Origin of the sequence: Nonomuraea sp. NPDC050383, assembly GCF_044459125.1 — a bacterium.
Classification (GTDB): domain Bacteria; phylum Actinomycetota; class Actinomycetes; order Streptosporangiales; family Streptosporangiaceae; genus Nonomuraea.
Map to the genome: position 1 here is coordinate 23,411 of NZ_JBITIP010000031.1, position 19,762 is coordinate 43,172.

General features: G+C 71.9%; 21 protein-coding genes and 1 tRNA gene. 12 read left to right on the forward strand and 10 right to left on the reverse strand.

The features are described 5' to 3' along the window. Positions 1 to 64 precede the first annotated feature (64 nt). Positions 65 to 2,203, forward strand: coding sequence for a protein kinase (locus ACIBG4_RS41055; protein ID WP_397207935.1), 2,139 nt, complete (start codon positions 65 to 67; stop codon positions 2,201 to 2,203). 116 nt (positions 2,204 to 2,319) lie between these two features. On the opposite strand, the gene ACIBG4_RS41060 is transcribed toward ACIBG4_RS41055, so the two are convergent. Beyond that, positions 2,320 to 3,351, reverse strand: a complete 1,032-nt coding sequence (locus ACIBG4_RS41060) for a M48 family metallopeptidase (protein WP_397207937.1) — start codon at positions 3,349 to 3,351, stop codon at positions 2,320 to 2,322. Between the two features lie 87 nt (positions 3,352 to 3,438). On the opposite strand from ACIBG4_RS41060, the gene nadD reads away from it, so the two are divergent. The 4 genes from nadD (at position 3,439) to ACIBG4_RS41080 (ending at position 5,387) form a co-directional block, all read left to right on the forward strand. Further along, positions 3,439 to 4,053 (forward strand): nicotinate-nucleotide adenylyltransferase, encoded by a 615-nt coding sequence (gene nadD, locus ACIBG4_RS41065; RefSeq protein ID WP_310711741.1) that lies wholly within the window; start codon positions 3,439 to 3,441, stop codon positions 4,051 to 4,053. Between the two features lie 121 nt (positions 4,054 to 4,174). Beyond that, positions 4,175 to 4,570: a ribosome silencing factor gene (gene rsfS, locus ACIBG4_RS41070; protein ID WP_310711740.1), complete on the forward strand. Its 396-nt coding sequence runs from the start codon at positions 4,175 to 4,177 to the stop codon at positions 4,568 to 4,570. Further along, positions 4,567 to 5,196, forward strand: a complete 630-nt coding sequence (locus tag ACIBG4_RS41075; RefSeq protein WP_357632444.1) for a histidine phosphatase family protein — start codon at positions 4,567 to 4,569, stop codon at positions 5,194 to 5,196. Before rsfS ends, ACIBG4_RS41075 begins: the two co-directional genes overlap by 4 nt. 118 nt (positions 5,197 to 5,314) lie before the next feature. Next, positions 5,315 to 5,387 (forward strand) — tRNA-Ala (locus tag ACIBG4_RS41080). A gap of 56 nt (positions 5,388 to 5,443) precedes the next feature. Here ACIBG4_RS41080 and ACIBG4_RS41085 read toward each other — a convergent pair. Continuing rightward, on the reverse strand, positions 5,444 to 6,064 hold the full coding sequence (locus tag ACIBG4_RS41085) for an L-threonylcarbamoyladenylate synthase (protein WP_397207940.1): 621 nt from the start codon (positions 6,062 to 6,064) through the stop codon (positions 5,444 to 5,446). A gap of 217 nt (positions 6,065 to 6,281) precedes the next feature. Between ACIBG4_RS41085 and ACIBG4_RS41090 the strand changes: the two genes are divergently transcribed. Further along, a complete protein-coding gene (locus ACIBG4_RS41090) occupies positions 6,282 to 6,872 on the forward strand; it encodes a TetR/AcrR family transcriptional regulator (RefSeq protein ID WP_310711735.1) in 591 nt (196 codons plus the stop codon). A 211-nt stretch (positions 6,873 to 7,083) separates the two neighbouring features. Here ACIBG4_RS41090 and ACIBG4_RS41095 read toward each other — a convergent pair whose 3' ends face one another. Further along, entirely contained in the window at positions 7,084 to 7,950 is an 867-nt protein-coding gene (locus ACIBG4_RS41095) for a polysaccharide deacetylase family protein (protein ID WP_397207943.1), read from the reverse strand. A gap of 200 nt (positions 7,951 to 8,150) precedes the next feature. Here ACIBG4_RS41095 and ACIBG4_RS41100 point away from each other — a divergent pair, with 200 nt between their 5' ends. Both ACIBG4_RS41100 and ACIBG4_RS41105 read left to right on the forward strand, forming a co-directional pair. Further along, positions 8,151 to 9,200 carry a helix-turn-helix domain-containing protein gene (locus ACIBG4_RS41100; RefSeq protein WP_397207945.1) on the forward strand — a complete coding sequence of 350 codons (1,050 nt, stop codon included), beginning with the start codon at positions 8,151 to 8,153 and terminating at the stop codon, positions 9,198 to 9,200. A 210-nt stretch (positions 9,201 to 9,410) separates the two neighbouring features. Continuing rightward, the gene (locus ACIBG4_RS41105) at positions 9,411 to 10,082 is read left to right on the forward strand and encodes an SGNH/GDSL hydrolase family protein (protein WP_397207947.1); all 672 of its coding nucleotides are present in this window, start codon (positions 9,411 to 9,413) and stop codon (positions 10,080 to 10,082) included. 149 nt (positions 10,083 to 10,231) lie between these two features. On the opposite strand, the gene ACIBG4_RS41110 is transcribed toward ACIBG4_RS41105, so the two are convergent. Both ACIBG4_RS41110 and ACIBG4_RS41115 read right to left on the reverse strand, forming a co-directional pair. Continuing rightward, the gene (locus ACIBG4_RS41110; protein WP_397208008.1) at positions 10,232 to 10,564 is read right to left on the reverse strand and encodes an epoxide hydrolase N-terminal domain-containing protein; all 333 of its coding nucleotides are present in this window, start codon (positions 10,562 to 10,564) and stop codon (positions 10,232 to 10,234) included. 18 nt (positions 10,565 to 10,582) lie between these two features. Further along, complete coding sequence (locus ACIBG4_RS41115) at positions 10,583 to 11,551, reverse strand: helix-turn-helix domain-containing protein (protein ID WP_397207949.1); 969 nt, start codon at positions 11,549 to 11,551, stop codon at positions 10,583 to 10,585. Between the two features lie 86 nt (positions 11,552 to 11,637). On the opposite strand from ACIBG4_RS41115, the gene ACIBG4_RS41120 reads away from it, so the two are divergent. Then, positions 11,638 to 12,819, forward strand: coding sequence for an MFS transporter (locus ACIBG4_RS41120; RefSeq protein WP_397207951.1), 1,182 nt, complete (start codon positions 11,638 to 11,640; stop codon positions 12,817 to 12,819). Between the two features lie 177 nt (positions 12,820 to 12,996). Continuing rightward, positions 12,997 to 13,395: a VOC family protein gene (locus ACIBG4_RS41125; protein ID WP_397207953.1), complete on the forward strand. Its 399-nt coding sequence runs from the start codon at positions 12,997 to 12,999 to the stop codon at positions 13,393 to 13,395. Positions 13,396 to 13,542: 147 nt separating this feature from the next. On the opposite strand, the gene ACIBG4_RS41130 is transcribed toward ACIBG4_RS41125, so the two are convergent. Then, entirely contained in the window at positions 13,543 to 14,208 is a 666-nt protein-coding gene (locus ACIBG4_RS41130; RefSeq protein WP_397207955.1) for an AIM24 family protein, read from the reverse strand. Positions 14,209 to 14,403: 195 nt separating this feature from the next. Here ACIBG4_RS41130 and ACIBG4_RS41135 point away from each other — a divergent pair, with 195 nt between their 5' ends. After that, positions 14,404 to 14,958, forward strand: coding sequence for a fasciclin domain-containing protein (locus tag ACIBG4_RS41135; RefSeq protein WP_397207957.1), 555 nt, complete (start codon positions 14,404 to 14,406; stop codon positions 14,956 to 14,958). Between the two features lie 94 nt (positions 14,959 to 15,052). Here the strand turns inward: ACIBG4_RS41135 and ACIBG4_RS41140 are convergent, their stop codons facing one another. The 3 genes from ACIBG4_RS41140 to ACIBG4_RS41150 form a co-directional block, all read right to left on the reverse strand. Then, entirely contained in the window at positions 15,053 to 16,012 is a 960-nt protein-coding gene (locus tag ACIBG4_RS41140) for a YbgA family protein (RefSeq protein WP_397207959.1), read from the reverse strand. Next, entirely contained in the window at positions 16,009 to 16,485 is a 477-nt protein-coding gene (locus tag ACIBG4_RS41145) for a sigma-70 family RNA polymerase sigma factor (protein ID WP_310711725.1), read from the reverse strand. The genes ACIBG4_RS41140 and ACIBG4_RS41145 overlap by 4 nt, the downstream gene beginning before the upstream one ends. A gap of 82 nt (positions 16,486 to 16,567) precedes the next feature. Beyond that, the gene (locus ACIBG4_RS41150) at positions 16,568 to 17,677 is read right to left on the reverse strand and encodes a MerR family transcriptional regulator (RefSeq protein WP_397207961.1); all 1,110 of its coding nucleotides are present in this window, start codon (positions 17,675 to 17,677) and stop codon (positions 16,568 to 16,570) included. A gap of 101 nt (positions 17,678 to 17,778) precedes the next feature. Here ACIBG4_RS41150 and ACIBG4_RS41155 point away from each other — a divergent pair, with 101 nt between their 5' ends. Beyond that, positions 17,779 to 18,735, forward strand: coding sequence for a GNAT family N-acetyltransferase (locus ACIBG4_RS41155; protein WP_397207963.1), 957 nt, complete (start codon positions 17,779 to 17,781; stop codon positions 18,733 to 18,735). On the opposite strand, the gene ACIBG4_RS41160 is transcribed toward ACIBG4_RS41155, so the two are convergent. Next, positions 18,709 to 19,722, reverse strand: coding sequence for a helix-turn-helix transcriptional regulator (locus ACIBG4_RS41160; protein ID WP_397207965.1), 1,014 nt, complete (start codon positions 19,720 to 19,722; stop codon positions 18,709 to 18,711). The genes ACIBG4_RS41155 and ACIBG4_RS41160 overlap by 27 nt on opposite strands. Positions 19,723 to 19,762 lie beyond the last annotated feature (40 nt).

Here is a 19,762-nt window from a genome sequence, read left to right on the forward strand (position 1 = left end):
ACATCCCCGGCCCTTCCGGCGCTAAGGTTGTGCCCCTTATGGGCGCGCCGAGCAGGGAGGGACGGTGAGCAAGCTCGGCAAGGTCGGGCCGTACACCTTGCTCGAGCGGCTGGGCCGTGGGGGCATGGGCGAGGTCTACCTCGCCGGCTCCCGGCGCGGCGAGCGGGTCGCGCTCAAGGTGCTGCACGAGCTCACCCAGGATGATTCGTCCAGGATTCGGCTGGAACGCGAAGTTCGTGCTCTCCGCCGGGTCGAGAGCCCGTACGTCGCCAAGGTGCTCGACGCCGACCTCGGCTGCGCCCGGCCGTACCTCGTCATGGAGCACATCGAGGGCGTCACGCTCCTCGACCGGGTCCGCCAGGACGGGCCCCTCGACATGGCGCAGCTCGTCGACATGGCGCAGGGCATCGCCGCCGCACTGGCGATCATCCACGCGGCCGGCGTGGTCCACCGCGACCTGAAGCCCGCCAACATCATCATGGGCGCCGAGGGCCCGGTTCTCATCGACTTCGGCATCGCGCAGGTGCACGACGCCACCCGGCTCACCATGACCGGCACCTTCCTCGGCACGCCCGGCTACACCGCGCCGGAGATCTTCGCCGACGAGCAGGTCGACTCGCCTGCCGACATCCACGCCTGGGCGGCGACGGTGGCGTTCGCGGCGACGGGGCGGCCGGCGTTCGGGCGGGGCACGGCCGAGGCGCAGATGTACGCGGTGCTGAACGGCCAGGCCGACCTCAAGGGCGTGCCCGTGGCACTGCTGCCGCTGGTGCGCGCGGCGCTCAACCGCGAGCCCGGCAAGCGTCCCACGGCCGCGCTGCTGGCCGACCGGCTGTCCCGGCTGGCCCGGGTGACCGGAGGGCCCGGCTCGGGCTCGGCGCCGAAGGGTCTGCTCGCGGCCCCCGTGGCCGAGGAGACGCGCGGCCGTGCCGCTGACGACGCCAAGCCCCCGCGCAAGACGGGGGAGGAGGGCCGGGGCCCCCGGCCTCGCGTGGGCGGCGACACGGGCCCCCGCGCCCGTTCCGGCGCCGACACGGGACCGCGGACCGGCGACTCCGGGCCACGTCCGCGCACCGGCGGCGACCCGGGAGCCCGCGGCCGGTCGGGCGGCGAGATTCAGGACGGCAAGGTCCCGTCGCCGCGCGGACGCGCGGGCGCCGACGGCACGCGCACCCGCAGCGGCTCCACCGGGGACGCCACACCGAGACCAAGACCAGGGACCGCCGGATCGGCAGCCGGTGGGGAGGCCACGCCGCGTCCCAGGTCGGCGGGCGAGTCCGGCGCCCGGCCGAGACCGGCCGCCGAGGCCGCGCGCACCCGGACGGGCACGGACCCGGCGCGCACGCGTACGGGCACAGATCCAGGGCGCACTCGTACGGGCGCCGACCCAGCGCGCACCCGTACGGGCGCCGAGGCCGCTCGGGCACGTGCGACCGGAGACGCCGCGCCGCGCACCCGGACGGGCGGCGAGGCCGTCGCCCGGGGGCGCGCCGCCGCCGACGGGACCGCCCGCGTCCGCTCCGCCGCGGAGGGCAAGGTGCCGGCGCCGCGCGGCCGGGCCGAGGCCCGCGGCCGGGCGGCCGAGGGCGCCAAGCCGGCCACCGCGCGGGCCCGCGCCAAGGCGGCGGCCGCCCAGGCGCGAGGGGGCCGCGCCGCCCGCTTCAGGTCGGAGCCCGGCTCCACCTCGCTGCCCGCGGGCAACGCCGCCCTCCTGCTGCTGGCCGTGCTGGCCGTGCCGTGCGTGGTGGCGTCGGTGATGTGGCCGATCGCCTCCATCGGCATCACGGCGGTGTTCGTGGTGCTGACGCGGACCATCTGGATGAGCCACTGGGTGGTCCGCAACCGCACGTCACGGCGCTGGCGGGTGGCGCTGCGGGTGCTGGTGTTCCCGTTCGCGGCCACCGGCTCGGCGGTGACCGCGGCGCTCTGGCCGGGCGTGCCCGTCGTGGTGGCGGCCGGCGGAGCGCTCTGGCTCACCGGCGGCGGTCAGATCGGCTCCGACTGGTGGCAGCAGCCCGCGCCGGTCACCGCCGCGGGCGTGGTGTTCGGCATGCTGTGCGGCGGCATCACCGGCCGCGAGATCGAGCGGATCGGCGCCCGGCTGCCGGAGCTGCGCCGCGAGGGGCTGCGCGCACTGGCCGTGCTGGGCGGGTTCGTCGCCCTGTGCGCGGCGGCCGTGCGCGCGATCGCTCTGCTGCTCTAGATCCTGAGTGCTCCAGAACCTGAGTGCTCCAGAACCTGAGTGCTCCAGAACCTGGCTGCTCCGAGAACAGTCGGTGAGGCCGGCCCCGGAGCGTTCGGGGAAGGGGGCCTGAGCCGTCAGCCCTGGCCGCCGTCGCGGCGGGAGAAGCGGTTGAAGATGCGCTCGCCCGCGTTGACCGCGCCCTCCGCCACGTCGCGCAGCACGCCGATGAACGGGTCCTGCGACTGCGACCAGGAGGCGCGGTAGGACTCGGCCGCGGCCTTGACCTCGTCGGTGACCCGGGCGTTGGCGTCGTCCTCGCGGCGGGGGTAGTCGCCGGCGACGATGCGGTCGTACTCGCCGCTGCGCTGCCACTTGTCCAGCTCGGCCACGCGCACCACGGCGAACGGGTGGGTGGTGCCGAGCAGGTTGAGCACCTTGAGGAAGCCGTCGCGGAGGTCGCCCGCGGTGTCGTACTCGTTGTACTGCTCCAGGAAGGCCTCGATGTTCATCTCGTGCGTGTAGGCGCCGCCGGCCAGCTTCATCAGCGCCCGCTTGCCCGCCTCCGGGTCCTGGCCGACGAGCAGGCCGCCGCGGTCGCAGGAGAGCTCCGACTTGCGGTACCACTCCTCCAGACCGGCCACGATGGCGCGCAGCCCGATGTAGCCGAGGGGGATCCACGCGACGCGGGTGGCCAGGCGGGTGAGGATGTCGAGCATCGTCCGGTAGACCGCGTGTCCGGACAGGATGTGCGCGGTCTCGTGGCCGATGACGAAACGCTGCTCCTCCTCGTTCATGAGGTTGAGCAGTCCGGTGGTCACCACGATGAACGGGTCGTCGAAGCCGATGGCCTTGGCCTGGACCTGGGGGTCCTGCTGGACGTAGATCTCGGGGATCCGGTGCAGGTCGAGGGTGTAGGCGGCGTCGCGCCCCATGTCGTACAGGGAGCGGAACTGGGTCTCGCTCACCCGTACGGCCGATGCGAGGTACATCAGGCGCAGCCGCCGCTCACTGATGAGACCGGACATCTGCTTGAGAACCGTGTCGAACCCGCTCAACTTACGCAGAGCGACCAGGGCGGACCGGTCTGCGGGGTGTTCGTAGGCACGGGACGAGATGCCGGGCAGTTGGACGCGGTTGCGGTCCGGGGTGGTCGTCATGCCCGGCATGCTACGTCGGCATCGTGGGCGATGCGCGGGTCTCGCCGAGGGGGGTCCCCTCATCTTCTGGTAGGGGTTCCGCGTAAGGTCCCACACATGATGCTTGCGCCTGATGTTCAGGGGAAGCGACGCGTGGGAGTGATGGGTGGGACCTTCGACCCCATCCATCACGGTCACCTGGTCGCCGCCAGTGAGGTGGCGCACCACTTCGAGCTCGACGAGGTCGTGTTCGTGCCGACGGGCCGGCCGTACCAGAAGTCGGAGCGAGAGGTGTCGGCGCCCGAGGACCGCTACCTGATGACGGTGATCGCGACCGCCTCCAACCCCAGGTTCTCGGTCAGCCGGGTGGACATCGACCGGCCCGGGCCGACGTTCACCATCGACACGCTGCGTGACGTGTCGCGGGCGTACGGGCCGGACGCCGAGCTGTTCTTCATCACCGGCGCCGACGCCCTGGGCGCCATCCTCACCTGGCAGGACGCGAGCGAGCTGTTCGGCCTCGCGCACTTCGTCGGCTGCACCCGGCCGGGCCACACGCTGCACGACCCGGGCCTGCCCGAGGGCAAGGTCACCCTGCTGGAGATCCCCGCCCTGGCCATCTCCTCCTCCGAGTGCCGGCAGCGCGTGGCCAACGGCGAGCCGATCTGGTACCTCGTCCCCGACGGCATCGTGCAGTACATCAACAAGCGCGGCCTCTATCGCCAGGACTGACCGGCGCGCCCCTCGTTCACCTTGTACGCTCACGGCTTCCGCGGCGGGAGTGAGGGGTGCGGGCGGAGAAGGTAGGCTCAGCACAAGGCAGATTGCCTACACAGGAGGACAGACCCGCATCGTGACCGCATCTGACAGAGCCGTCCAGCTGGTCAGGATCGCCGCCGAGGCCGCGGCGGACAAGCTGGCCGACGACATCCTCGCCTACGACGTGAGCGAGCAGCTCGTCATCACCGACGCCTTCCTGCTCTGCTCCGCCACCAACGACCGCCAGGTCCGCGCCATCGTCGACGAGATCGAGGAGAGGCTGCGCACCGAGGCCGACGCCAAGCCCGTCCGCCGCGAAGGCGAGCGTGAGGGCCGCTGGGTGCTCCTCGACTACCTCGACATCGTCGTGCACGTGCAGCACGAGGAGGACCGCACCTTCTACGCCCTGGAGCGGCTGTGGAAGGACTGCCCCGCCATCACGCTGCCGGAGGCCGTGATGCAGGCCAACATCCAGCGAGCCAGGAGTTGAGCAAGCGGATCGTCTGCCTCCGGCACGGGCAGACACTGTGGAACGTCGAGCACCGCTTCCAGGGACACTCCGACATCCCCCTGGACGAGACCGGCCAGGCCCAGGCGGCCCGGGCGGCCTCGCTGCTGGCGTCCCTGCGCCCCAGCATGATCGTCTCCTCCGACCTGCGGCGCGCCAACGACACCGCGCTCGCGCTCGGCCGGCTCGTCGGCCTCGACGTGGCCGTGGACAAGGACTTCCGTGAACGGGGCGGCGGGCAGTGGGAGGGCCTCACCCGCGACGAGATCGCCGCCCGCTGGCCGGAGGAGTACATCGCCTGGGAGGCCCCCGACGGGGAGCCTGTCACGGAGGTGGCGGCGCGCGTCGCCGCGGCCATGCGCCGCTGGGCCGCCAAGCTCGACGACGACGGCCTGCTCGTGATCGCCTCGCACGGCGCCGCGCTGCGGCTCGGCATCTGCGAGCTGCTCGGCCTGCCCGAGGAGCTGTGGCCGGCGCTGGGCGGGCTGGGCAACTGCTCGTGGTCGGTGCTGCAGGAGGGCCGCAAGGGATGGCGGCTGCTGGAGCACAACGCGGGCACGCTGCCGGAGCCCATCAGCAGCGACGACCGGCCCGACGCCCAGACCTGAGCCCCTTCACGGCCCGCACCGCCGCTCACCGGTGGTGCGGGGCCGCGATTAGGCGAATCGTGCGGATGACTATATGCTTCCTGAGCGCCGTTCACGAGAGCACTCGAAGCGGTGACCAGGGGCTATAGCGCAGTTGGTAGCGCGCCTCCATGGCATGGAGGAGGTCTGGGGTTCGAATCCCCATAGCTCCACAAACAGCCGATCCCGTCCGATCATCTTGATCGGGCGGGATGTTGTTTTCCCGGGCCTATTCGAACAGGGACGTATCTCCCGTGCCCCGGCGAAGAATCTCCGGCTCCTGCTGCGAGAAGTCGACGACAGTCGTCGGAATGGCACCGCATTCGCCGGAGTCGATGACGGCGTCCACCAGGTGGTCGAGCCGCTCCTTGATTTCCCAGCCCTGCGTCAGAGGCTCGGTCTCGTCGGGCAGCAGCAGGGTGCTGGACACCAGCGGTTCGCCGAACTCGGCCAGCAGCGCCTGGGTGACGACGTGATCAGGGATGCGGACGCCGACGGTCTTCTTCCGGGGATGCAGCAGCCGCCGCGGCACTTCCTTGGTCGCGGGCAGGATGAAGGTGTAACCGCCGGGAGTCGCCGCCTTGACCTGGCGGAACAGCGCATTGCTGAGGTGAACGAACTGGCCGAATTGGGCGAAGTCGCGGCAGAGCAGGGTGAAGTGGTGGTCGCTGCCCAGGCCGCGGATCTCCCTGATCCGGTCGATGCCCTCCTTGTTGCCCGGCTGGCATCCGAGGGCGTAGCACGAGTCGGTGGGGTAGGCGATAAGCCCGTCCGCCCGCAGGATCTCGGCGATCTGGCTGATCAGGCGAGGCTGGGGATTGTCGGGATGAAGATCGAAGTATCTGGCCACGCCTCGGATCTTAGGATCCGGCACACCATGGCATGACAGGCGGGCCCAGGGCGGAACGGTCTCGCCGTCAGGCGCTGTCTCCCTGAATCCGCACTGACCACCGTTCGAGCAGCGGCTCGAGATGCTCTCAACCTGGAACTGTCCGTCGGGATGACGCCAGCCACTGGTGAAGGTACGATCGTTCGTAATTAATTGACGCGTCGGTAGAGAGGACATCATGACTGCCGATCAGAGGCTGGCCCGTGGGGCGCGCGCCAGGAGGACAATCACGCGTCATGCCGTGGATGTGGCCTCCGTCGAGGGTCTGAGCGGTCTGTCCTTCGGCCGCCTCGCCGCTGATCTGAGCCTGAGCAAGGGCGGCGTGGCGACGCTGTTTCCGACCAAGGAGCAACTTCAGATCGCCACGGCGAAGACCGCAGGAGAGGTTTTCCTGGAGGCGGTCGTCGAGCCGGCTACTGCGGCGCCGCCGGGAGCCGCTCGGCTACGGGCCCTGGTCGAACGGTGGATCACCTACGTCGAAGCGCCGCTCTTTCCCGGCGGGTGCTTCTGGGCGGCCAACATCCCGGACTTCGACAGCCGCCCCGGGCCGGTCCGCGACACCCTGGCGCGTCAGCGGCAGGCTTGGCTGACCCTGCTCGCAGAACAACTGTCTCGCGCCATCGCCGAGGGGGAGATCACCGAGGTCGACACCGAACTCACAGCGTTCCAGATCGACGCGGTGCTGCACGCCGCCAACATCGCGATGCGTCTCGGCGAATCGGGCGCCGCGCACAAGGTCCGCCGGGTGATCGATGAGCTTCTGTCCTGAGGCGGCGAACGCGAGCCGATCAGCGTTCGGCCCATCCCTTCTCGGGTCGGCCGCCAGGCTCGGACGCGACGCCCGAAGCGCCGATGCCCCACGGAGTCCGCCGGCGCACCATGGCCGGGCTCTGGCGCCGGTGCGTGGCGGATCTCTGGGGCGGGTCGGACGGGGTGCGGTGATGATCCACAAACCGACGGGACCCCTGAACAGGCAGGTGTCAGGATGTTGTGCCAGTGGTCGTGCTTGCGTAGTGTGCGGCGATCTCGTCGCTCGTCGTCAGCCACACGCCTTCGTGGCCGGCGATGTACGCGAGCGCCTGGTCGAGGTACTTGGCCCGGAACGCCTGGCCGATGACGAACGGGTGCAGCGCCAGCGCCATCACCCGCCCGCTCGCGGCAGACTCGGCGTAGAGCTGGTCGAACTGGTCGGTGACCATCTGCACGAAGTCGCCGCCGCTCTTGCCCTGCATGGTGAAGATGCCCAGGTCGTTGAGTTCCAGCGAATACGGCACACTCAGCATCCCGGGGACGTTCAACCGGTACGGCTGGTCGTCGTTGGTCCAGTCCAGCACGTAGTCCAGCCCGAGCTCGGCCAGCAGCGACGGCGTCTGGAACGTCTCGGTGAGCGCGGGCCCGAGCCAGCCGCGCGGTCGCTGCCCGGTGGCTTTGGCGATGGTCTCGACCACCTCGGTCAGGTAGGCGCGCTCGTCGCCGACGCCTGCCTGCAGGGTGGAGTTGTTCTTGCCGTGGGCCAACCACGCCCAGTCTCGGGCGTTGCCGGCCTCGACGATCTGCGGGTATTGCTCGCACACGTCGGCGTTGAGCAGCACGCTCGCCCGGATCCCGTGCCGGTCGAGGACGTCCGTCACGCGCCAAATGCCCACTCGGGGCCCGTAGTCGCGCCAGCCGTAGTTGAGCGGGTCCGGCACGAGAGTCGCGGTGGCCTCGTTGATGCTGGTGGAGGGGTGGTCAATCGTGAAGTGCTCGACGTTGAGGCCCACGTAGAAGGCGACGCGGGCGCCTCCCGGCCAGCTGATCGGTTCGCGCCCGACGATCGGGCTGTAGTCGAACAGGGTGTTCTCCATGGCGTTTCCTCTCGGATCACTGCACCGGCCCCGGCAAGGGGGCTTTCCGTTGCCCACGATAGGAATCCGGACCGAGCGCCAGGAGGGCTGGAAACGTCATCGGGTGGGCCGAAGGCGCCACACTTCGTGTTGCGGTATGTCATGTTCCTCCTGATTTGCCGGGCTGGGGAGGCTTCTCTTTCTTCCGGAGCACGCCGTTCATGACGAGCAATGTGATGCGCGACGGCGCGGTGGCCGGCAACGTCAAGAACACCGTCTCGCCCCACCTGACCCGCCTGCTGATCCGCGCGGGCCTTGCGGCGGGCCTGGATCAGCGACGACTGGCCGGTATTCCCGGTCTCACCGTGCTCGATGAGCCCGGGATTCGCATCCCCACCGCGACCTGCCTGCGGATTTGGGAAGTGATCTCCGGCACGACATGGCAAGCGGGTGGCAGCAAGCGCGTCATGGAGCTGTGGCGGCCAGGCGCGCTGGGCGTGTGGGACTATCTGTTCTCCGTCTCCGGCACCCTCGGCGACGCGCTGGCCGCCTGCAGCCGCCACTTCACGGCCATCGCCGACCCCGCCGACCGGCTCCTCCTCACCCCTGGCGACGACGGCGTGACGGTCACCTATCAAGGCCCTTATCGCGATCACGAGCAGTATCCGCTGATCGCGGAGCTGGTGCCGCACATGCTGCTCCAAGTGGCAAGCTCGGGTGCCGGGCGCCGGCTGACCCCCCTGCGCGTCCGGCTGCCGAACCCCGCACCCACCCTCTCCCGGCGCCATGTGGAGCTTTACCACACCGCGAAGATCGAGTACGAGGCCGGCGACCCATCGATCACTTTCGCCGAAGCGGACGTACGCGCGCCGCTGCTGCGCGCCGATCCCGCGCTCGCGGCCATTTTGGACGAGCATGCGCGGCTGTCCACGGCGGCCGCCCGGCCTGTGCTGAGCTGGCTCGACCGCTTCCACGCCGCCCTCGAGACCGCGGTCGCCGACGGCCCGCCGAGCGTCGAGCTCGTGGCCCACCGCCTGGCCATGAGTCCCCGCACCCTCCAGCGCCGACTGCGCGAGGAGGGCACCACCTGGCGGGAGGAACTGGAGCGGCTCCGGCAGAGCCGGGTGGACCGTCTGCTGCGGGAGAGCTCGCTCAGCGTCGAATCCATCGCCGCGCGGGTCGGCTTCACCGACCCCCGCGCCCTGCGGCGTGCTATCCACCGCTGGTACGGCCACGGCCCGGCCGCCATCCGCGCGAGCGGCCCCACCTAGGATCATCCGCCAGAAATCGCGGCAGAGCCGTCCAGGGCGGTAGCCGTTCAGGGCGGTAGCCGTTCAGGCGGTGTCCGGTTCGGCGCGTTTCAGGAGCCGGCGATGCCCCGGCTGCGGCCGATGTTGGCGACGATGTCAGGGCAATGCAGTGAGTTAGGACGTTCGCCTGACGACTTGCATCATATATACGAACGATCGTATGTTTTATCCATGTCGACCTTCCACGCAGAAGAGGCGGACCCCATCTGCCTGCCGGTGCAGAGCGCGACGTGGCTGGCCGGTGCGCCTTGGCGTCGGTTCGCCTCAATGGGCGACAGCCTGGCGGCCGGGACTCACGACCCGAGCCCTGGTTATGCCGACATGGGCTGGTGCGACCGGCTCGCCGGCCTCCTCCGCCGCGTGCACCCCGACCTGGCGTACCTGAACACCGCCACCATCGGTTCGACCACGGCCGGCACGCTGGACCGGCAGCTGGGCCCGATCTTGGAGTTCCGCCCGGACCTGCTGCACATCTCCTGCGGCGCTAACGACCTGTGGCGAACCGCACCCGACATCACCGCGATCGAGCAGACCATGCGGCAGTTGTTCGAACGCGCCGCCGCCACCGGCGCACTGCTGACGACCTTCACCCTGGGCAGGGCCTTCGTCGTGCCCGGGTTCCAGGACTGGCACGAGCGGGTCCGCGCCCTGAATGACATCGTCCGCGCCCTGGCCGCCGAACATCGCGTGGTGCTGGCCGACATGTGGGACCACCCGGTCAACGACCGCCCGGACCTGCTGAGCGCCGACCGCATCCACTTCTCCGCCGCCGGTCAGGCCGTGATGACCGCCGAACTGGTCAAGGCCCTGGCGCTGCGCATCGGCGAGGAGGCCGGCGCGTGAGCACGCTCCTCGGTGCCCGGCCTCTGCGCCCGGGGAAGCAGTGCGGGTGGCCAGGTCGATCACGTCGACGCTTCGCGCGTCACCGGTGGTCAGGAACTTGTCGTCGCGGCTGAAGGTCAACGCCACCGCGTGGATCCCGGTCAGCGTCGTCACCTGACGCGGCATGGCGACCTCGGCGATGAGCAGACTGCCCCGGCCGTAGTGGTCGTTCGGGGCAACGGGGGACAACGCGAGCAGCCGGCTGTCGGGGCTGAGGGCCGCCGGCGGATCCCTTGCCTCTGCACCGAGCATCCACATGAAAGGCATCGGCCGGTCGCCGCCGTGGGCGTGTGGGTCGGGGAGCGGGCGTGCAGGAAGCGGATGGTCTGGCCGTCGACCTCGGTGGTGAACTGCGGGTGCTCATGGAGTGCCGCCTCCTGCCCGCGCCAGTCGTACGCCGTCCGCAAATACGCAGCCGTTTCCTTCGCGTACGAGCGGCAGATGCCCTTCCGAAGGCACGCTCACGCGCGCGTCTCGTGGAAGGCTCTGCGGTATTCGGTCGGGGTAACGCCGATGGCACGGGTGAAGTGGTGCCGGAGATTGCCTGCCGAGCCCAGCCCGCACTCCTCGCCGACGCGGTCCACGGGCAGGTCGGTGGACTCCAGGAGTTGCCTGGCCCTGGACAGCCGCTGGGTGTGCAGCCAGCGCAGGGGCGTGGTGCCGGTGGCGTCGTGAAAGCGCCGGGCCAGGGTTCGGGGGCTCAGTCCGGCCTGCCTGGCCAGTTCGGCGACGGTGAGCGGGCGGTGCAGGCGCTGGGCCGCCCACTGCAGCAGGGGCGCGAGGCCGTCGTCGTCGGCGCGGGGCATCGGGGCGTCGATGTACTGAGCCTGGCCGCCTGGCCGGTGCGCCTGGACGACGAGGCGGCGGGCCACCTGGTTGGCGATCTCCGAGCCGAGATCCTTGCGGATGATGTGCAGGCACAGGTCGAGGCCGGCGCTGCGGCCCGCGCTGGTCAGGATGTCGCCGTCGTCCACGTACAGGACGGATGGGTCTACGCGGACGCGCGGGTGGCGGGCGCGCAGTAGGTCGGTGCGCATCCAGTGGGTGGTGGCGGTACGGCCGTCGAGCAGTCCCGCCGCGGCCAGCGCGAACGCTCCCGTGCAGAGCGAGACCATGCGCGCGCCGCGCCCGTGCGCGGCCCTGAGCGCGTCCAGCAGGTCCGGGTCCAGCCTGGCGTCGCCGTCCACGTAGTCGCCTGGGAGCGCGGGGACGACGACGGTGTCGGCGCTCACCAGCGCATCGAGCCCGTACGGCGGCGTCAGCGCGAACCCGTGGCGAGTGCGGACCGGGCCGGCGGCGGCCAGGCGCAGCTCGTACCAGGGGTCGGCGAGGTCGGGCCGCTCCAGGCCGAACGTCTCACAGACGATGGACAGCTCGAACATGGGCATGCCGTCGATCACGGCAAGCGCGACCACTCCGGGGTGCTTCACGCGTTCCAGCTTAGCGGCAGTATCTTGACGAATATGGGCAGTCCTGCCACTCGTGTGGGGAAAACAGCTTCGCCAAGGTGGTGTGCGTGAATGACATCACCATCAAGGCCGGGGTCATCGGTCTCTGTCTGGCCGCGTCGGCCACGCCGTCCCCGCTCTACAAGCTCTACGCCTCCGCCTGGGCGATCCCCACGCCCACGCTGACGCTGATCTACGCCACGTACTGCCTCGGAGTGCTCGCGGCGCTGCTGCTGTTCGGGCGGATCTCAGACTCGTGGGGGCGGCGTCCGGCCATTCTGGCCGGGCTGGCCGGGCTGCTCGTCTCGCTGGCGATGTTCCTGGCGGCCTCTGGGGTGGGCTGGCTGTTCGTCGCGCGCGGCCTGCAGGGCGTGGCCACGGGCGTCGCGATCAGCGCCGCCGGCGCGGCCCTGCTCGACCTGCGTCCCGCCGCCGCGGGGCTGCTCAACACGCTGGCCAGCGGGCTCGGGATGGGGGTCGGCGGGCTGCTCGGCGCGGTCCTGGTCGAGTACGCGCCCGCCCCGCTGCTGACGCCCTTCGCCGTGCTCGCGGTGGTGGACCTGCTCCTGCTCGCCGGGGTCTGGCGGCGGCCGGAGACGGCGGGCGCGCGGGCCGGGTTCAGGATGGCGGCGCCCGGGGTGCCGAGGGAGATCTTGGGGTCGTTCGTGCTGTCGGGGCTCGGGGTGACGTCGTCGTGGTCGATCGTCGGGCTTTACCTGGCCCTGGTGCCCGCGCTGGCGCCCGCCCTCATGGGCTCGGCAGGGAACCTTCCCGGTGGGCTGGCCATCTTCGTCATGGGCACGGCCGCCGCCCTGGCCCCCGTCCTCGCCCGCCACCTCCCCACCTCCGCCGCACGGGGCCTGCCGATCTTCACCCAGCTCTCGTCCGGCATGCTCATCCTCGCCGCCGGCGTCGCCCTGCTGGCCCTGTCGATCTCGGCCGGCAGCGCCGCCGGGTTCATCGTGTCCAGCGTGGTGATCGGCCTCGGCGGCGGCCTCGGGCTCGGCGGGTCCCTGGGACTGCTGGGCGCGGCGGCGCCGCGCGACCATCGCGCCCGCGTCATGTCCGCGTTCTACGTCGTCGCGTACGCCGCCATCTCCCTGCCCGCGATCGTCGCCGGATTCGTGGTGCGCGCCCTGGGCCCGGTGGTCACGTTCCGCGTCTTCGGCGCAGGCATCATCGCCGTCTCCCTGGCCACCTTCCTCCTCGCCCGCGCCCGGACGCGGCGCGCGGCAGAAGAAAAGGTGTGACCGCCCCGAGCGGGCCGCGCCCCACGCCGTCCTCGCCTCACAGGGTGCATGATGGCCCTACCGGTGATGACGGTGGAGCAGCGTGCCAGGGTGCCGGCGAAGGTGGCCGAGGCGTGTACGGCGCGGCGGAGGTGGCAGCGGCTGTTCACATGTGGGGCTGTTAGGGAGAATCTCGCCATGATCGGTCACATCGGGATCAACGTTCCTGATCTGCGGACGGCCAAGACCTATTACGACAGCCTTATGCCGTTGCTGGGCTTCACGGAGTTCTTCACGGCCGAGGATGAGTTCGCCTACCGGCCGGCCAACGGGAAACCAGGCACCTACCTGTTCATCTACCCCGCGAACGAGGTGAGTGACTACTCCCGGCACCGTACCGGGCTACAGCACGTCGCCTTCATGGTGAGAAGCCGTTCGGTGGTCAAAGAGGTGCATAAACTGGTCACTGAGCTTGGGGCGACCGTGCTGCACGAGCCGCGCGTATTTCCGGAGTACCCGCAGCCCTACTATGCGACCTTCTGGCTCGACCCGTTCGGCATCATGCTGGAGGCCGTCTGTCACCACGATCGGGATTGATGTCGACGGAGGATGGGTCCGTCCGTCCTCAGTCGCGTAACGGCGCTCGCGAAACTCGCGCCTGAGCGCAGCTCTGCAAGCTCCACCAGCCGCTCGGCATAGCGAACATGCAATCGTCTCTCGCGGAACCGTTCGCGTCCCTCCGGCTCACTGGGCGCGGACGACCGGCCGGCCCTCGCTCGCCTGGACGAGGACGAACCCCTGGCCCTGGAAGGCGAGCTGCACCGCCTCGCCGCTGCCCCGGCCGATCAGGGCGCCCGCCTTGAACGTGCGGTTGACGCCCACGCGCAGCCCGGCGCTCCAGCACACGGCGGACTGGCTGTCGGCGAACGTCGGCAGCCGCGAGGCGTCGAGCACCACGGGGGCGCCGTGCGCGGTGACCGCCACCCAGCCCGTGCCCCTGATCGTCATGTTGAACAGGCCGCCCGCGGCCACGCCGGCACCCTGCAGCCGCTGGATGTCCCAGGTGAGCGAGGCGTCGAGGGCGAGCAGGTTGCGGCCGTTGACGGTCAGGGCGTCGTCGTCCAGGTGGAACAGGTGGATGTCGTCGGCGTTGTCGGCGAGGAACAGCACGCCCTCGCCGGTGACGCGCATGAGCGGCGCGCCCTCACCGGTCACCACCTTCTTCAGCAGCTTGCCCACGCCGCCGGCGCCCTCGTAGGAGAAGTCCATCCGGCCCTGGAAGGCGACCATCGAGCCCTGACGCGCCAGCACCTCGGGCGGGAGCTCGACGCGGAGCATCTTGGAGTTCGCCAGGGCGAAGGTGCCGGGCCCCTGCTGGGAGCCGAGATTTCCTAACAGGGCGCTGCGCATGGGGCCTCTTTCGACGTTCGGCGGTTTGTACCGGTATGAGGGTGACGAACGGCGTGACGCTCCGGTTCCCTCCGCCTCTTTGCCCTCTCTTTGGCGGAAATCCGCATCCCCGGACGTCCCGCGTACCGGAGGAGGGGGAAAGAGGCGCGGCCCGCAGTTGCCCGCCAGGTGCTCCACTGAGGGGAACGACGAAACATGAAGAGATCTCTGCTCGCGGCGGCGCTCGCGCTGGCCACGACCTTCGTGGGCGCGAACGCCGCGTCCGCTGCCTCCTCCACGGGTGCGCCGGAGGCGCCGTTCGGTCCCGGGTGTCCCGCCGCAGCCGACGCGAACGTGGCGGCCATCGCGGGCCAGCCGGTGGCGACCGCGGCCTCGCGGATCCCCGAGCTGTCCACGCTCGTGGGCGCGCTCAAGGAGGCGGGCCTGGCCGACAAGCTCAACACCGCGCAGGACATCACGGTCTTCGCCCCGACCAACGAGGCGTTCGCGGCCGTCCCGAAGGGCACCCTGGACAAGGTCCTGGCCAACCGCCAGGCGCTGACGAAGATCCTGACGTACCACGTGGCCGAGGGCAGGCAGGCACCCGCCGACCTGGCCGACGCCCGGCTGACCACACTGGAGGGCGGCAGGCTCACGGTGCGGGGCTCCGGCGACAGCTACAGGGTGAACACGGCGAAGGTGGTCTGCGGCAACGTGCCGACGGGCAACGCCTCCGTCTACGTCATCGACAAGGTCCTCATGCCGGAGTAGCGCCGAAGGGGGCAGGGGCGCCTCACCCGCTCGAAGGTCTCGTGACCCGCGGGTGAGGCCCTCCCGCCGCTCTGGCAGGCCTGAGGCCGGCAGGTCACGCCGGGACGTGGTGGCGCAGCGCCAGCTCGTCCGGGTACGGCGACAGGAACGTCTGGTCGCGCACGTAGGCGGCTCCCTCGCCCTCCGCGTCGTGCCGGATCAGCGCGGCCGGGACGCTCAGCGGTACCAGGCCGGCCCGGTAGGAGCCGATGACGCCGGCCAGGTGGTCGCGGCGGGCCGGGTCGAGGCCGAGCATGCCCAGGCAGTGCTGGAGGGCGTTGACGTTGCGTCCGGGGCGGGCCCGCTCGGCGAGCGCCGCGTGGAACGCACCGGTGTACGCGGAGGCGACCTCGGCCCGGGGACGCGTGCCGGCGCGGGCCACGACGGCGCCCGCGGCGCGGTGGCCCGCCGGGTCGTGGGCGAGCAGCTGCATCTTGTGGCGGGCGTGGAAGGCGACCAGGTCCCGCGTACACCAGTCGTCCTCCAGCAGCGCGCGCAGCCGCGCGTGCGCGAAGATCCGCTCCACGAACGCCTCCCGGAGCACGGCGTCGTGCAGCCGGCCCTCGTCCTCCACGGGCAGCAGCGGGTGCGCCTCGACGATGGCCGCGGCGAACACGCCCCGCCGGCGCCGGTCGACCGGCTGCCCCTCCGCGCCCGGGTAGAGCGGGATGCCGTGGAGGCCGCAGGTGGGGCTCTTGGACTTGAACACGTAGCCGTCGACGTCGAGGGCGGCGGCGCGGGCCTCGGCCAGGGCCGCCATGCGGCCGGTCAGGTCGGCGCGGGTCCTGCGGGTCATCAGGCGCGGGCCGTCGGGCGAGCGCTCCAGGCGCAGCGTCTCCCGCGGGGTGCCGAGGCCCACCTCCATCTCGGGGCAGACCGGCACCCAGTCGACGTACGGGTCGAGCGGGCCGGCCAGGAAGCGGTCGCGGCTGTGGCCGCCGTTGAAGCGCACCAGCTCCCCGATCAGGCAGCTCGACACGGCCACCCGGGGCCGGACCGGGGCGGGGCCGGTCATGCCGCCTCCAGCAGGGCGGACAGCCGATGCAGGCCGCGGGCGGTCCGGGCCTTGACGGTGCCGAGCGGCACGCGCAGCCGTTCGGAGATCTCGCGCTGGCTCAGGTCGCCGTAGTAGGCGAGGGCGATGGCCTCCCGCTGCGCGGCCGGCAGCTCCGAGAGGGCTCTGCGGACCAGGTCACGCCGGGCCAGCCCTTCGCTGTCGTCGCGGCCGTCGTCGCCGGCCGGCTCCCCGGCGGCCTCCAGCGGCACGGTGGCCTTGCGGGCGCGCAGATGGTCCACGCCGCGCTTGCGGGCGATGCCCAGCAGCCACGCCTCCAGGCTGCGCGCAGGGTCGTAGCGGTGCCCGGTCAACCAGGCCTCGATGAACACCACCTGCGTCACGTCGTCGATCTCGCCCGGCGGGACCAGGCGGCGCAGGTACGAGCGGACCAGGGGGGCGTGGGTGCGAAAGCAGTCGGCGAGCGGTTCCATGCGCTCCACCCTTCCATCGGATAACCTCTTCAAAACTTATTCAACGCGGCCCGCAGCCGTGCGGCAACCAAGGGCAGGGAGATCAGTGCGCCCGGGCGGCGACGAGGGCGACTGCCTCCTGGAGGGAGGCGGCGCGGGGAACGCGGGGCGGCAGCTCCGGCCCCCACCCGGGGCCTCCGACGACGACGGCCGCAGGCGGGCGCAGGGCCGGCAGAGCGGCCAGCGGGGCGGGATCGCCCGTGGCGGCCAGCTGCGACCAGACGAAGACGACGGCCGGCCCGAGGCGGCGCATCGCGTCGGCCAGCGCGGGATACGGGGTGCGGGCGCCGAGCACGCGCGTGTCCAGCAGGCGGTCGGTGGCGAGCGCGGCTGCCAGCGCGTGGACGGGCAGGCTGTGCTGCTCCTCCTCGGCGCAGGCCAGCAGAACCGGCCGGTCGTTCGCCGGACGGGCGGGGCGGGCGGCCAGGGGGTGCAGGGCGGCCAGGAGGCGCTCGGAGAACAGGTGCTCGACGTCGATGCCGCCGCCGGTCTCGGCCTGCCTGCGGCAGATCGTGCCGAACGTGGGCACGACCAGGCGCTCCCAGGTGGCCACGACCCCGAGCCGGGCCAGGGAGGCGGCCAGGCCGGCGGTCACCGTCCGGCCGTCCAGCGCCAGCGCGGCCCTGGCCAGCATCGCGACGGACGGCACGGGCGCCTCGTCCGAGGGCGGGCGTGCCGGCTCCTCCGCCTGAAACGCCGGGGACGCGTCCGGCTGCTCCACCCGGGACGTCCCGGGAGGGGCGAGGCGGAGCGCCTGGCGGGCGGCGTCGGCCGGGGGGACGCCGGCGTGGACGAGCCGGTTCATCTCCTCAAGACGGGCCAGGTCGGCCGCGCCGTACCGGCGGTGGCCGCCGGGGCTGCGGCGGCTCGGGCCGATGCCGTAGCGCAGGTTCCACGTGCGCAGGGTGGGCGCGGGCACGCCGAGCCGCCGTGACACGGCGCCGATGCCGTATCCCGGCTCCTCGGCGGCGGGAGCCGAGCCCGTCTCCTCCATGCAGGTGTCCCCGTTCGCGGTCCGATCCGTGACGCTCTGGCTCATTCTTTCGGACCGCGCGCCCCGCGGGTTGCAACCGGCGCCGGGCCGGTCTCCGAGGACCGTGGCGCGGACACCGTCATCGTGCTCCTCCACCGCGACCTGCGGGTCGGCGAGCACGCGGGCCGCGTAACGGAGCCGTAACGGATCTTGGAGTGAGGGCGGCGCGTCTGGAAGGCTGGCGTCATGATCCCGCCCGCGCGCCCAGGGGGAGGGCCCGCATGACGGCCGTCCGAGCTTTCGCCGCAGGGGACGAGGGCGCCCTGGTCGACGCCTGGAACCGGGCCATGCCGGCCGACCCCACCACCCGCAGCTGGTTCCGCGACTGCGTGCTGCTCGACCCCAACTTCGACCCCGAGGGCCTGCGCGTGGCCGTCACGGCCGCCGGTGAGGTCGCCGGCTGCGCGTACGCGGTGCGCCGGCTGACACCGCTCGCGCCCGGCACCGGCCTGGAGCCGGAGACGGGCTGGATCCCGTTCCTGTTCGTCGCGCCGGAGCACCGGGGCGGCGGGCTGGGCCGGCGGCTCCTCGACGAGGCGCTCGCCTTCCTGGCCGCCCACGACCGCACCCGGGTCGAGTTCGCCTGCTACACGCCCCACTACGTGCTCCCGGGCGCCGACCCCGAGCGCTACCCCGCGGGGTGCGCGCTGCTGCGTGACGCCGGGTTCGAGACGGTCTCCTCGCCGGTGGCGATGGGCCGGAGCTTGGCCGGCTACGTCACGCCCGACGTCGTTCGCGCGCTGCGGGAGCGCCGCGAGGGCGAGGGCTACCGCTTCCGCTGTCCTGGCGACGGCGAGCTGCCGGAGCTGATCCGGTTCGCCTCCCGGGAGTTCAGCCCCGAGTGGGGCGAGGCGATCAGGCGGCTCGGGGACCCGGCGCGGTTGCTCGTGGCCGTGCGGGAGCGCGTCGTCGGGTTCGCCGCGTACGGGGCGTACCGGGGGATCGCCGAGCGGTTCGGGCCGTTCGGCGTGGACCCGTCCGAGCGGGGGACCGGGATCGGCGCGATTCTCCTCCACGGGGCGATGACCATGATGCGGGCCGAGGGGCTGCACGCGTCGTGGTTCCTGTGGACGGGACAGACGGGGCCCGCGGCCCGGTTGTACGTGAAGGCGGGCTACGAGGTCACGCGGCGCTTCCACGTGATGCGCCGCTCAGCCGGGGCCGTCCAGGACGGCTGACCGGTCCGCGCAGGACGCGTACCGGCGGGTGAGGGCCCGCGCGACGGCCGCGACCGCGTGGCGCAGCTCCGGCGGCGACAGGATCTCCACGTCCACGCCCAGCCGCAGCAGCTCGCCCGTCGCGTGCTCCACCGACTCGATGGGCACCGTCACCCGCGTCCAGCCCTCCTCGTCCGGCGGCCCCGCCGTGGCCCTCGCCGCCTCCACCACGCCCGGGGTCATCAGGTCGGCCAGGCGCTCCAGTCCGCGCGGCGACAGCCGGACCACGGCCTCGCCGCGCCGCAGCCGGGCCTCGAACTCCGCCCGGTACGCCTCCCAGTGGGCCGCCAGGTCGAATCCCGGCGGGCGGGTGAAGCGCTCCTCGTGCAGCGGGTGCAGCTCCAGGATCTGCGACACCCGGTACGTGCGTACCTGTCCCTCCGAGCGGGCCACCACGTACCACCGCCCGGCCTTGACCACCAGCCCGTACGGCTCCAGCCGCCGCTCCACTTCCTGCGGCGCCTTCCAGCGGCGGTACCTGACCTGGAGCGCGTGCTCGTCCCACACGGCGGCGGCCACGGCCGGCAGGTGGGTGACCGGCTCCGCGTCGCGGTACCACGAGGGCGCGTCGAGCAGGAACCGCTCCTGGATCCGCCCGGCCCGGTCCCGCAGCTCGACGGGCAGCGCGGCCATGAGCTTGAGCTGCGCGGCCGTCACCACCGCCCCCAGTCCCAGCTCGGCCGCAGGGCCCGGCAGCCCGGCCAGGAACAACGACTCCGCCTCGTCGGCCGTCAGCCCGGTCAGCCTGGTCCGGTAGCCGTCGAGCAGCCGGTAGCCGCCGCTCGGGCCGGCGTCGCCGTACAGGGGGATGCCGGCGGCGTGCAGCGACTCGACGTCGCGGTAGATCGTGCGCACCGACACCTCCAACCGCTCGGCGAGCTCCCGCGCGGTCATGAGGCCGCGCGTCTGCAGGAGCAGCAGGATCGAGACGAGCCGGGAAGCGCGCATTCGCTGACACTACCTGTCAGTGACCCGCCCCTATCGTCGC